Raw genomic sequence first — 12,098 nt, 5'->3', positions numbered from 1 at the left:
CCGCCGCCCTGGCCACCGCCGCCCTGGCCGCCGCCGCCGCCCTGACCGCCGCCGCCACCCTGACCGCCGCCGCCATTATTGCTTGCGGAGCCGCCGCCCGAGCCGTCATTGGACGAGCCTCCAGCGCCGCCGCCAAAGCCGTCGCTGCCGTTACGGCCGTTGCCTCCCGCATCGCCAGAGCCGCTTGGCCCTCCCGAGGACAAGGCTCCCGTCGTCAGCGGCGGGCAGGCCCAGTATTGGTTGCCGCCCTGCTGGACCACGGTGCAGCCGGGACCGGGTGCGCGCGTGCGCCTCCCGTTGGCGGCGAGGAGATTGTAGTATTGGACATTGCCGGCCGCGGTGCCCTGGGGGGCTGTGGCGGTGGCGCCGATCGACGCGGTGGCAAGCGGCGGGCAGGCCCACAGCAGGTCGCGTTCGGACTGCACGACGACGCAGTCCCGGCTCGGTGCCCGGGTCCTGCGGCCGTTTGGGGAGACGGCGTTGTAATATCGCACTCCGCCGGCATCCGACGCGCTTGGGCCGGATGCGGATGCGGTCGGGCGGAACGGGTTGCCACGCGCCGCCGGATCGCATTCCCAAAGCCAATTGTCTCTGATGAGCTTGCGTTCGCAGCCGCTATGGGGCTGCGGCGTCGGGTTGCCGTTGACGGCAAAGCCCTCGTGGTATTCAGGCCATGGGCTCGTCCCTTGGGCATAAGCAAAGGTCGACGTGGTCGCGAGAAGTCCCGCAATAAAGATCTTGCTCGGCAGGTATCGCATGACGTGCCTCCCGCCCGGGCAGTCCAATGGCTGTCCAGTGCAAAAAAGAGATGTATTCGGGATGGCTTGTTCTAGACGCTCGAACACGGCCAAGCCGGCATGTTGAGCAATAGCATGTGGTATTGACTTGATTTTATTCTATTCGAGTGAAAGCTTTAGGTCGCTCGAACTAATCCGAAGGGATTACTGTCGGGCGAGCTGCCGGAAGGAAGGCGAGAGATGATGACGTATTGGAAATGGTTGGTGCCGGCGCTGGCGGCATTGCTGCTCTTCCATCCAGCACACGCCCAGATCGGCACGCCGGGCAATGCGCCGCTGACGCCGGACGGCCCGCGCCAGGGCTTGGGTCCGCCCTCGATCTTCGACAGCACACCCGACATCAGGCTGCACGCGCCAGGTGCCGGCGGCATCCCCGGCGCCGGCCCGCCGGTCGACTATGGCGGCACGCCGCGTGGCGCGCCGCGCTCGCAGAATCCGATCACCATGCCGCGCTACGGGTCGGCGAGTGATCCCGCGCTGCGCAGTGTGGTCACGGCCTATTGCAGGACGTCGCGCCGGGCCTGCGCGGCGCCAAGTCGACTTCGGGTCGGTGCGGCCTGCTCTTGCCGCCTGCCGAACGGAACGCGACAGCGCGGGCGCGTCGTCCGCTGACCGGACTCAGCGCCGGGCCACCGCCCTGACCACGCCGTTCTTCCCGCCGCCGCCGCAATAGAAGCGATCGCCGCCCGCTTCCATGCCGGCGACGAAGGTGCCCTCCGGCATGCGCATGGCGTCGAGCACCGCGCCGCTCTCGGGGTCGACCCGCCGGATCTCGCTTTCCTCGTTCTCCCAGGTCGCATGCCAGAGCTCGCCGTCGCTCCAGGTCACGCCGGTGACGAAGCGGTTGGATTGCAGCGTACGCAGCACCTTGCCGGTTTCCGGATCGATCTGGTGGATCTGGCGCTCGCGGTAGTGCCCGACCCAGAGCGTGCCCTCCGCCCAGGCGAGGCCGGAATCGCCGCCACCGGCGGGTGCCGGAATGGTCGAGAGCACACGCCCGCTCTCCGGGTCGATCTTCTGGATGCGGTCCTCGGCGATCTGGTAGAGGTGCTCGCCGTCGAAGGCGGTGCCGGCATGGGCGGGGACGTCGAGGCTGCGGGTCGTCTCGCCGCTGTCGGGATCGAGCGCATTGAGCTTGTCGCCCGAGGCGAACCAGACTTGGCTGCCGTCATAGCTGACGCCGTGCACGGCCTCGATGCCGGGGAAGGGGCCGTATTCGCGGACGATCCTGGCTGTCCTGGTCATGGGAATATCTCCTCTGTTCGGTTGGACCGGGACGAGATCTAGCGATCCGGCAGCGGGGCAGGGAGTAACAAGGCTGTCGGGAAACCCGGCACCGGCGGGGTCAGCCAGCGCCGCGCCCGCGCCTTGCCGAAGGACTGGATCTTGCCGGCCCCAGCCAGCGTCTCGAGCGCGCGCTGCATGTTGCGCTGGCTCGTGCCGAGCGCCAGCGCCAAGGCCGAGCTCGACCAGGCCTCGCCATCGGCGAGAAGGGCGAGCACGTCGGCATGCGCCTCTTCCAGCGGCTGCGCCAGCACCGCGACCTCGCCCGCCCGGCGCGGCTTCAGGGCAAAGCCGCGCTGGGTCGCGCTGATCTCGGCGATCCCGTGCAGTTCGGCGCGCAGCCGCCCGATCTCGACCCGCAGGCGGGCACGATGCGATTCGTCCGCCTCCTTCGCCCGGAAGGCCCGTTTCAGCAGATCTTCGCGCGAGACATCCGCCGGCCAGGCCTCGGCGAGGGCGCGAGCGAGCGCGAACAGCACGGGGCGAGTGGCGAGCGGCACGGCCGTACCTGCCTCGCGTACCACGTTGCGGCAGGCATCGACGACGAAGCTGCCCGAGGCGAGCAGCGCCGCGACCTCGCCCAGCAGCAGCGGGCGTTCCGTGCCACGCAGGATCAATCGCGCCGCCGGGGCTGCCAGTACGCGCGCGGCGGCCTCGACTTCGGCCATCAGTGCCGGGATGCGGGCGCGTTCGGCTGCCTCTGCCGCCTGTGCGAACGCGGCGCGGGCTGCCTCCGCCTGCAGCCGTCTGAGCGCGATGCCGCCGATGGCGAGCGCCCGCGCCGCCTCCAGCGCCGGCGGCAGCGGGCTCTCGTCGAAGCCGCCGAGCAGGCGCTCGGCCTCGCCGAGCCGGCCGATCAGCAGCAGCCGGCGCACCTCGATCGTGCGGGCATGGGCGGCGTTGAGCCGGTCGCCATGGGCTTCCAGCACCGCGCGCGCCGCATCGAGCGCCTTGGCCGGCCAGCCGAGATCGCGCGAGACCAGGGCGATCTCGGCTTCTGCCAGGATGCAGCGGGCCCGCGCCACCGGCTCCTTGGCGCCAAAGCCCTGGCCGGCGCGCTTCAGCAATGCCTTCGCCCTGGCGAGGTCGCCGAGCTGCGCCATGGCGATGCCGCGCAGCGCCAGCGCCGGCGCATCTTCGCGCAGCGCGACATGGTTGAGCGCCCCGAACGGATCGCCCGCCGCCAGGGCCCGCCCGGCCGCGGTGATCAGCGAGTCCATGCCCAGCTTTCGAATCCCGCCAAACTTGTCACTCCCGCTCCCTGTCGGCCCGAGCCTACCCCTGCTTCCGACGCCGCATCGCGAAACGGCGGGCGGCGAATGTCAACCGAAGGCAGGAGCAAGCATCATGACGGCTCATCTCACCGGAACCCGCGAGGACTGGCTCAAGGCGAGACTCGACCTGCTCGCAGCCGAGAAGGCGCTGACGCGGCAGAGCGATGCCGTGGCGCTGCAGCGCCAGGCTCTGCCCTGGGTCAGGGTCGACAAGGACTATCGCTTTACCACGGAGGCGGGGCAGGTCGGCCTCGCCGATCTCTTCGCCGGGCGCTCCCAGCTCCTGATCTACCACTTCATGTTCGGGCCGGATTTTTCCGCCGGCTGCCCGTCCTGCTCGCTGATCGCCGATGGCTTCAACGGCATTCACGTCCACCTCGCCAACCATGACGTGACGCTGACCGCCGTGTCGCTGGCCTCGCTCGACAAGCTCATCGCCTTCAAGCGGCGCATGGGCTGGAGCTTCCCCTGGGCCTCCTCGGCGACGGGCGATTTCAACTTCGACTTCAGCGCCTCCTTCACGGAGGACCAGCAGCGTCAGGGCGAGATCACCTACAACTTCCAGAAGGAGCCGGAGCGGGACTGGCGTGAGGGCGAGCCCGGTGCGGAAGGGGCCGAAGCTTTGCTCGCCCGGATATCCGGCACCGATACCGGCGCTTACATGCGCGAGCGGCCAGGTGTGAGTGCTTTCATTTGCGAAGGCGGCACGATCTATCACACCTATTCCAGCTATGCCCGCGGCATGGACGCGATCTGGAGCATGTATCCTTGGCTCGACCGCGCGCCGAAGGGACGCAACGAGGCCGGCGGTATCTGGTGGCGCCATCGCGACGCCTATGCCGCCTCGTCGGCCGCGACGGCTCAATCATGCTGCGCCTGAGCGCCATAGATCACGACGATTTTGGATCGACCCGATCCAAAATCGTGAACGGGATCGATTCTGAGAGTTCAGAGCGGGATCACAGCGAAAAACCGGTTCCCACTTTTTCGCATCCCGCTCTGGCGCAAAGCGATCGAGGAGAGCCGGACATCTCGTCCGGCGGCTCCGTCATCGATCAAGGCCGCAGCTTCCTCGCCATCTGCATCCTCCTCTTCATCGCCAGCACGATCGCGACAGTCACGATCTGTCTCACCATGGCGCAGATGGGCGAGGTGCCGATGGCCGGCGGCTGGTCGATGTCGACGGCCTGGACGCCGCTCTGCGGCGGCTCCTGGTTTGCTGCGGCCGCAGCCTTCCTCGGCATGTGGGCGCTGATGACGACGGCGATGATGCTGCCTTCGCTCACGCCGGTGCTCTGGCGGCTCCGTGAGCACGCCGCTGCAGCCGGCGCCGCTCGTCCAGGCCTGTTCGCCGTGCTCGCCGGCTTCGCCTATATCCTTGTCTGGAGCGCGCTCGGCCTGGCGATCTTCGCCGGCGGCGCGCTCCTGCTGGAGGCCGCGCTGCGCTGGCCGCTTCTGGCTCGTGCCGTGCCGTTGGCTGCGGGGGTTGTCGTGATCGCCGCCGGTCTCTTCCAGATGTCGCAATGGAAGCTGGCCATGCTCGCGCATTGCTCGCATGTCGCCGGGCAAGGCGCCGGCGCGGCGGCCGCGATAAGGCGGGGTCTGCGGCTCGGCCTGAGCTGCTGCGCCTCCTGCGCCGGGTTGACCACGCTGCTCCTCGTCGGTGGCGTTATGGATCTGCGCGCCATGGCCATTCTCGCGCTTGCGATCACCGCTGAGCGGCTCGCGCCGGCCGGCGGGCGCGTCGCTCGCGCGACCGGCGGCCTGATGCTCGGAGCGGGCGCTGTCCGGCTCGCGCGGGCGCTCTGGCTGCTCTGAGAGGCCTCGCCATCTCTGCCATGCATTTTTGCATCTGCTCAGAAACGCGCCACGCAGTGCCGCGATGCCTTTCGCTGGCCTATACAGGTGGCAGGCGATCCATGGGTCGGGTCGCACGCAAAGATTGTACGGTTCACGAGGAGACGCACATGACGCTCAAAGCCCAGTTCCTGATCGGGGCGGCCTTCGCCGCCGCGGTTTTCGCTGGCGCCCCGGCGCGCGCCGACATCACCATCGGCCTGCTGGCGCCGCTGACCGGTGCGGTCGCTGCTTATGGCGATCAGGTCAAGAACGGTGCCCAGGCTGCCGTCGACGCGATCAACAAGAAGGGCGGCATCGGCGGCGAGAAGGTCGTCCTGAAGCTCGCCGACGATGCCGGCGATCCGAAGCAGGGCGTCTCTGCCGCCAACCTTCTGGTCGGCGACAAGGTCCGCTTCGTCGTCGGCCCGGTGACCTCCGGCGTCGCCATGGCCGCCTCGGATGTCTTCGCCGAGAGCGGCGTGCTGATGGTGACCCCCACCGCGACCTCGCCGGCCCTGACCAATCGCGGCCTTTCCAACGTCTTCCGGACCTGCGGCCGCGACGACCAGCAGGCCGAAGTCGCGGCCGCTTACGTGCTGAAGAACCTGAAGGGCAAGAAGGTCGCCATCGTCCACGACAAGGGCACCTATGGCAAAGGCCTCGCCGATTCCTTCAAGAAGGGCATCAATGCCGGCGGCATCACCGAGGTCGCCTATCTCACCCTGAACCCGGGCGACAAGGACCTCGCTGCGGTGATCACCCGGCTGAAGTCGGGCGGTGCCGAATTGATCTATTTCGGCGGCTACCATCCCGAGGGCGGCCTGCTCGCCCGCCAGCTGCACGATGCCGGCGTCAAGGCGACGATCATCGGCGGCGAGGGGCTCTCCAACACCGAGCTCTGGGCGATCGGCGGCGACACCGCCGCCGGCACGCTCTTCACCAACGCGACCGACGCGCTGAAGAACCCGGCCTCGGCCGAGGCCGTGGCGGTGCTGAAGGAAAAGGGCATCCCGCCGGAGGCCTTCACGCTCAACGCCTACGCCGCTGTCGAAGTGCTCAAGGCCGGCATCGAGAAGGTCGGCAAAGACGCCAAGGCGGATGCGGTGGCCAAGGCCCTGAAGGCTGGGCTCGAGGTCAAGACCGCGATCGGTACGCTGACCTATGGCAAGACCGGCGATCTGAGCTCGCCGAGCTTCGCCATGTACAAGTGGGAAGCCGGCAAGATCGTCGCGGCCGACTGACGAACGCGCCTCCAAGAGGCGAGGGAAGGGGCCTGCGGCGTGCCGCGGGCCCTTTTCATTTGGAAGTGAGCGAAGCGCTGTGCGTCCCTGAACGCGCCGTTCGGGAACCGTTCAGGCGCTGGGCCGTTTTCTCCGGCGACCGAACGGGAATTGCCCATGACAGCCGCCGACACCATTGCCGCCATGCAGCCTCTCGCCAGGCCGTCGCTGATCGCGATCCGGCGCGAGGCCGACGGCTACGGCATCCGCTTCGGCCTGAGCGAGGCCGAGGATGCCCGGATGCCGGGGCCCGTGTTCCCGACGCTCGACGAGGCTATGGCCTGGATCGAGGGCATCGACCGCGCCCGTGGGCATTGAAATGGCCCGGATCGCGGCAATCTGCGGGATGACTGTCGATCGCGTATCCTGACGGCTTGTCAAAGCGGGTCGCGATCGGGCATAGAGCCTTCCAACGGAGACGTGGCCGAGAGGCTGAAGGCACTCGTTTGCTAAATGAGCATACCCCACAAGGGTATCGAGGGTTCGAATCCCTCCGTCTCCGCCACTACCCCCTATCTGTCTGAACTATAGTAGTTTTCCCGGCTGCGACTCGCGGGTTTGGGGATATGTTTGGGGGCGGACACTGCTGCGGCGATGCCGCAGGTCCTGCTGGCGACACCCGGGGCAATCAGGCCGATGCAGGGCTCGTTGTTGGCTGATGCACACCCTGACTCTTGGTCAGACTGTGGCGCCGCAGGCACAGCGATCCTGGCCTCGACATGCAATACAGCTGAAAAATCTGGAAATCTGCGGTCAGGCTCCGAAAAACGTGCGCGCAATCTTCCCGGCGAGAGATAGAAGATTCGGCAGATGACCTTGATGGATGTCCCGCCTCGGCTCTTGCGGCAAGTGGGCGAAGCTATTTGGAGGCTGGAGACGAAACATGCCGAGTGATCTCAAATCTGCGGCAATCAACAATTTGCGTCGTGCCTTCGGATACAACCACACCATGGCGCGGCTGAACGCCATGGACGACAAGCTCGGCCAGATCGCCAATCTGATCCGGCAGTTGCCGCAACGGCCGGGAGGCTCGTCCGCGGGCGCGGGGCTCGTGCAGAACGCGCTGGACATCCCCCCGAGCTCCATCGAATCCAATTCATCCGGAACGACGCCCATGCATGAAGCCGCCAACAGCTTTCCCATACCTCAGTTCTGGGAGCCGAACTTCTGGGAGGCGATGGTGCAGATCGCCTTGCGGGACTACTGCAAGCCTGGCGACATCGCCTTTGACGTCGGCGCCAACGCGGGCGCGCTGGCCGCGATCATGTCGCGGCATGTCGGTCCGCGCGGCATTGTCTGCGCCTTCGAGGCCTCGCCGCGCATCATCAACAAGACGCACTACAATCTCGTCCAGGGCGGCTACACCAACGTCTCGCTCTACTACCGGGCGGTCTACCACACCTCGAACGAGGTCGTGACGCTCTATCCCGGCGACCACCTCAACGACTCCATCTACAACGATCTCGGAGCCGAGGGCGGTGCGAGCTATCGGGTCGAGACGCTGGCACTCGACGATTTCGTCGCGGCGACGGGTCTGATGCCCCGCATCATCAAGATGGATATCGAAGGCGCCGAACTCGACGCTCTCAAGGGGGCCACCAGGATTTTGGCCGAGGGCAAGCCGCTCCTCATCCTGGAGCAGAGCCCCAGCGACATGAGCTGCCACGAGCTGCTCGCCAAGGCCGGCTATGTCGCAGTCGATCTGTCGAATTACCGGCGCATCCGCTCGGCCGCCGATTTCGACGCGGGCATCAGCATCGCCAACATCCTGTTCATCCATGAGAGCCAGGCTGCCGACGATCGCTACTACAACGCTGGCGAACCGGTCGAGATCGCGCGTCTGACGCCGGACATGTTCGGGATTGCGCCCGGCGGCAATCTGTCGCTCAAGAAGCCGCTCGACCTGCCGGCCGGGCGCTATGTCTGCCGGACGGAGTTCACGGCCAGCGGCCGCGACAACGAGATATTCGCCGGCATCGACACGGACCGCGGCCGCGTCCAGCGCTATCACACCTATACGGCGCTGATGGCGGAGACCTATCGCGAATGGGCCTTCAACCTGCGGGTCGCGGGGCAGGTGACACCCTATATCGAGTTCATCCGGGGCAGCGATCCAAGCTTCCGCTGGAACGGCGCGACCATCTATCGTTATGCCGGCTTCGACGGAATGCAGCCGCCGGTCGTGTTCTAGGGACCGGCTGTATAGCTGCCTTGGGCAGGATCGTCGCCAGTCGGGGCTAGGAGCTTCGAGGGCGAGGTCCTGCCGGGCGCCCGCGGGATGCTGAAGCGTTGCAGGCCGATCCCGCCCTTCGACATTCATGCCCATTCGGGCTCGACCAAGCTGACGGCCGGATTTGCGACGCAAACTTGGAATGGCCGGGCGCAGCGTGAATAGGCTTACATGATGCTGGCGCTGGCCCGCTGACAGAATGATGTTTGCAGGCGCAGCGCGCCGGGAGGGGTGGGATATGCTGCGGCGTCTCAAACGCTGGTTCGTACTTAAGATCCAGCAGATTGCGAGGAACGAGGCGCAACAGGTCGCGAGGAACGAGGCGCAACAGGTCGCGAGGAGCGAGGCACAACAGGTCGCCAAAAGCGAGGCGCGGCAGGTCGCCTCTTCGGTCGTTAGGCAAATCTCGGCGGAGTTCGGGCAATCGATTCCGGATGCAGCTCCGACGGACGACCCGATTTCATTGGTCGATATCCGCGCGGCTCTAGCCGCTCACGAAGTCGCCCGCGAGCATGCAATCATCAATCGAACGCTGACCATGACCCGTTCCGAATACACGGTCATGCCGCGCTTCGCTTTTCATCAGCCGCTCGATTATCTCTGGGACACACTCCCGCCGGATTTCGGCGGCCCTGCGGTGCTCGTCGCGGGCGAGGAGTTGCCTCTGCCGCCGCCTGGCATGCGTGGAGGGTATTCGGCCGACAATGGCGAGTACCTCGCGACGGGTCGGAATCATCAGGCGATCTATCTGGAGCAGATCGAGAAACATCTCGGGCTGAGCGAAAACGCCACCATCATGGAATTCGGCTGTGCGACCGGCCGTGTGCTCAGGCACTTCAACAAGCAAAGGAACGAACTCGGCTGGTCGATGATCGGCTGCGACGTTCAAGCCGACCACGTCGAATGGCTGCGTCAGAACTGGCCCGACGACATCTGCGTCTATGTCGGATCGGTGTTTCCCAAGCTACCGTTCGAGGACAATTCGATTGACGTCATCTACGGGATGAGCGTCTTCACCCATATCAAATATCACTGGGACTTCTGGTTGCTGGAGCTTCGGAGAGTTCTAAAGCCCGGAGGCCTTCTCTTGCAGACTATTCATGCCGAGAGAGCCTGGAGCTTCTATCACGCCAACCAGGAACTCGACTGGGTCAAAGCGGCCATCTCCCCGCGGATATTCCAGGCGAAGGAGATGGACGTCGACTTCCTGCTCTCCGGCGACATAGCCGTGAGCCAGGTGTTCTTCAAGCAGGAGGTCGCCCGCAAGTACTGGGGGCGATATTTCAATGTACTGGACATTGTCTCCCCGGATGACCGCTATTGGTTCCAGGATCTTATGGTGTGCAGAAAATAATGTAGTCGGACCGGTTCGACGCAGCCCGACTACAAAAGCGGTGTAGGCTTTCCCAGGCGCAGGATCACGCCTTGTGGGTGAACCACATGGCGCCGCCGCCGCGCCAGCCATCATTGTATTTGCCGAGGTCGATGAAGGGATTAGCCAGTTCGCTCTCGAAGGCGCCGTCGCGGCAGATATAGCCGGTCGGCATCAGCGGCGTGATGCGGTGCTGGTTGCCCATCATGTAGACCGCCAGCATATAGGCCTCGTTCCAGTACCAGTTCTTGAAGTAGGTGTCGTAGTCCCAGGGCAGGGCGATGTCGTGGATGTGCACGATCACGCCCGGCTTTATGCGCGGCAGTATGTCGATGAAGAACACCGTCACGTCCGAGTTCATGAAGGTGCGGTGCGAGCCGTCGAAGAACAGGATGTCGCCGGCCTCGAGCACGTCGAACACCGACAGGTCGCAGGTCTCGAGCCCGTAGCGGACGATCTCGTCGCAGATCGCGTCGATCTTGGCTCGCGGTTCCGGGTCGATCGAGGTGATCTTGGTGGAAAGCGCTCCGTCCTGCACGGCCAGCTTCGCGAAGCAGGTCGTGATCCCCGAGCCGATCTCCAGATAGCGCTTTGGCTTGTGGGTCCGGATCATGGTGTAGAGCGTCAAGGCGTCGAAGGCGCAATAAGGCACGCCGCCCCAGGCCGGAAGCGGCAGCTTCGCCTCGTCGAACTCCAGGGGAACACGCGCGAGCTGTGGCGCAAGCTCGCGCATCGATCCGAGGAAGGCGTTGAAATCGCTGGCATGGGCGCGGAACCAGCTGTCGAGCGAGGGAATACGCGGCTGGCTGTAACCCCAGCGCGGTGCGAAGTCGCGCGAGGGAAGGTATTCGATCGGCACACCGTAGCGAGAATAGGGTGTTCCCTCGAGGATCTGGAGGCCGGACGTCGATTGGCCCGGTTGCGCCGTCGCGCCGCTCCGCAGGAGCGCCAGCTCGGAGCGAGCGCTCTCCAGCTCGGCTCGGGCCTGGTCACGTTCGCTGTAGAGGCGGCGGACTTCAGGAATGGCGAGGGCCGCAGCCTTCAGGAACTGACGCATGGAGGAAGCCTTTTCAAGCGATAGCGGATCATCGCCGACGCCAGTTGACGATAGGGCCGGGACGCTTCTGTCGCGGCGAGTTAACCCGCGATGCAGCCGAAGGCAAGTCCACCCCTTTCGGCCGCTTCCTTCGCCTGTCGGACGGGCCGCAGCCTGACCGGGTTCAATCGAATATCACCGTACCTGTCTCGGCGCGGCGGATTGAGCCATCGGCAATCCCGCGGCGAAGTCGGTCTATGAAATCCTGTACGCGCGAATAGTCGCGTACCGGTCCCAATGCACCCAGATCCCACTCCCACCATGCCAGCTCCAGCAGAGCCTCGCATTGGTCCTGGGGCAGCCTGTAGCGCAGGTGACGTGCAGGCACCCCCGCCACGATCGCATAGGGTTCGACATTCCCGGTGACCACGGCACCAGCGGCGATCACTGCGCCATGGCCGATGGTGACGCCGCCAAGGATGATCGCCCGCGTCCCGATCCAAACGTCATGACCGATGACGACCCGCTCGTCGCGCACATCGCGTTCGCCGACCAGTTCGGTGACCGCAATGGCCTGATAGGGCGGGAAATCGGCCATGCCGGCCGCGATGCCGCTCGGATCGCTGGCGAAGGGATGGGTCGATACGAAGTTGACCGGGTGGTTGCCGGGATTGATGACCACGTCTTCGCCTATCGAGCAGAAGCGGCCGATGCGTGCGCGCGCGAGCTTGAGCGAGCCGTTGACATAGCTGAACATGCCGATTTCGCAGTCGCCTTCGACGTCGATATCGTATGCCCTCAAGCGCGAAGGCGTTTCCAGGACGAGGCGCCCCGAGGCCGTCAGGATGACGGGAAGGCCGGCTAGCCGGCGCAACCTCCGCGCAATGGACGTCAAGATGCTCACGAAGGCCCTTCCAAGTGTGCCTTGCGACCCTGTCCGGGGCGGCTCACCGGAACAGGCAGGAAACCTCGCGACCCGAATAAGA

At 65.7% G+C, this 12,098-nt stretch carries 11 protein-coding genes, 1 tRNA gene and 1 pseudogene; 8 read left to right on the top strand and 5 right to left on the bottom strand.

All coding sequences use genetic code 11. The features are described 5' to 3' along the window. Nucleotides 1-758: pseudogene (locus BMZ21_RS29845) on the bottom strand (hypothetical protein); the annotation flags it as partial. 219 nt (nt 759-977) lie between these two features. Between BMZ21_RS29845 and BMZ21_RS05380 the strand changes: the two are divergent. Continuing rightward, a complete protein-coding gene (locus BMZ21_RS05380; RefSeq protein WP_091830428.1) occupies nt 978-1,409 on the top strand; it encodes a hypothetical protein in 432 nt (143 codons plus the stop codon). A 6-nt stretch (nt 1,410-1,415) separates the two neighbouring features. Here the strand turns inward: BMZ21_RS05380 and BMZ21_RS05375 are convergent, their stop codons facing one another. Both BMZ21_RS05375 and BMZ21_RS05370 read right to left on the bottom strand, forming a co-directional pair. Beyond that, nucleotides 1,416-2,042: a Vgb family protein gene (locus BMZ21_RS05375; protein ID WP_091830426.1), complete on the bottom strand. Its 627-nt coding sequence runs from the start codon at nt 2,040-2,042 to the stop codon at nt 1,416-1,418. Between the two features lie 38 nt (nt 2,043-2,080). Beyond that, on the bottom strand, nt 2,081-3,301 hold the full coding sequence (locus BMZ21_RS05370) for a helix-turn-helix domain-containing protein (protein ID WP_091830425.1): 1,221 nt from the start codon (nt 3,299-3,301) through the stop codon (nt 2,081-2,083). A gap of 127 nt (nt 3,302-3,428) precedes the next feature. Between BMZ21_RS05370 and BMZ21_RS05365 the strand changes: the two genes are divergently transcribed. The 7 genes from BMZ21_RS05365 to BMZ21_RS05335 all read left to right on the top strand — a co-directional run bounded on the left by BMZ21_RS05365 (nt 3,429) and on the right by BMZ21_RS05335 (nt 10,058). Next, nucleotides 3,429-4,235 (top strand): DUF899 domain-containing protein, encoded by an 807-nt coding sequence (locus tag BMZ21_RS05365; protein WP_091830424.1) that lies wholly within the window; start codon nt 3,429-3,431, stop codon nt 4,233-4,235. Between the two features lie 44 nt (nt 4,236-4,279). Next, nucleotides 4,280-5,173: a DUF2182 domain-containing protein gene (locus tag BMZ21_RS05360; protein WP_208862219.1), complete on the top strand. Its 894-nt coding sequence runs from the start codon at nt 4,280-4,282 to the stop codon at nt 5,171-5,173. 149 nt (nt 5,174-5,322) lie between these two features. After that, complete coding sequence (locus BMZ21_RS05355) at nt 5,323-6,435, top strand: branched-chain amino acid ABC transporter substrate-binding protein (protein ID WP_091830420.1); 1,113 nt, start codon at nt 5,323-5,325, stop codon at nt 6,433-6,435. A 156-nt stretch (nt 6,436-6,591) separates the two neighbouring features. Beyond that, nucleotides 6,592-6,792, top strand: a complete 201-nt coding sequence (locus BMZ21_RS05350) for a hypothetical protein (protein WP_091830418.1) — start codon at nt 6,592-6,594, stop codon at nt 6,790-6,792. Between the two features lie 96 nt (nt 6,793-6,888). Continuing rightward, a tRNA-Ser gene (locus BMZ21_RS05345) sits at nt 6,889-6,979 on the top strand. A gap of 378 nt (nt 6,980-7,357) precedes the next feature. Next, on the top strand, nt 7,358-8,665 hold the full coding sequence (locus BMZ21_RS05340) for an FkbM family methyltransferase (RefSeq protein WP_167561535.1): 1,308 nt from the start codon (nt 7,358-7,360) through the stop codon (nt 8,663-8,665). A gap of 277 nt (nt 8,666-8,942) precedes the next feature. Further along, on the top strand, nt 8,943-10,058 hold the full coding sequence (locus BMZ21_RS05335; protein ID WP_167561534.1) for a class I SAM-dependent methyltransferase: 1,116 nt from the start codon (nt 8,943-8,945) through the stop codon (nt 10,056-10,058). A 64-nt stretch (nt 10,059-10,122) separates the two neighbouring features. Here BMZ21_RS05335 and BMZ21_RS05330 read toward each other — a convergent pair whose 3' ends face one another. Next, nucleotides 10,123-11,133, bottom strand: coding sequence for a class I SAM-dependent methyltransferase (locus BMZ21_RS05330; RefSeq protein WP_091830412.1), 1,011 nt, complete (start codon nt 11,131-11,133; stop codon nt 10,123-10,125). Nucleotides 11,134-11,296: 163 nt separating this feature from the next. Next, nucleotides 11,297-12,016, bottom strand: coding sequence for a CatB-related O-acetyltransferase (locus BMZ21_RS30955; RefSeq protein ID WP_143079651.1), 720 nt, complete (start codon nt 12,014-12,016; stop codon nt 11,297-11,299). Nucleotides 12,017-12,098 lie beyond the last annotated feature (82 nt).

This window comes from Allobosea lupini (genome assembly GCF_900109525.1).
Classification (GTDB): domain Bacteria; phylum Pseudomonadota; class Alphaproteobacteria; order Rhizobiales; family Beijerinckiaceae; genus Allobosea; species Allobosea lupini.
The sequence above is the reverse complement of the archived record's forward strand: the minus strand, read 5'-3'. Positions and strand labels throughout refer to the sequence as shown.

Coding starts and splice junctions, on each gene's coding strand:
- BMZ21_RS05350 (WP_091830418.1), top strand. CDS start 6,592: ATGACAGCCGCCGACACCATTGCCGCCATGCAGCCTCTCGCCAGGCCG.
- BMZ21_RS05340 (WP_167561535.1), top strand. CDS start 7,358: ATGCCGAGTGATCTCAAATCTGCGGCAATCAACAATTTGCGTCGTGCC.
- BMZ21_RS05370 (WP_091830425.1), bottom strand. CDS start 3,301: ATGGACTCGCTGATCACCGCGGCCGGGCGGGCCCTGGCGGCGGGCGAT.
- BMZ21_RS05365 (WP_091830424.1), top strand. CDS start 3,429: ATGACGGCTCATCTCACCGGAACCCGCGAGGACTGGCTCAAGGCGAGA.
- BMZ21_RS05380 (WP_091830428.1), top strand. CDS start 978: ATGATGACGTATTGGAAATGGTTGGTGCCGGCGCTGGCGGCATTGCTG.
- BMZ21_RS05375 (WP_091830426.1), bottom strand. CDS start 2,042: ATGACCAGGACAGCCAGGATCGTCCGCGAATACGGCCCCTTCCCCGGC.
- BMZ21_RS05355 (WP_091830420.1), top strand. CDS start 5,323: ATGACGCTCAAAGCCCAGTTCCTGATCGGGGCGGCCTTCGCCGCCGCG.
- BMZ21_RS05335 (WP_167561534.1), top strand. CDS start 8,943: ATGCTGCGGCGTCTCAAACGCTGGTTCGTACTTAAGATCCAGCAGATT.
- BMZ21_RS05330 (WP_091830412.1), bottom strand. CDS start 11,133: ATGCGTCAGTTCCTGAAGGCTGCGGCCCTCGCCATTCCTGAAGTCCGC.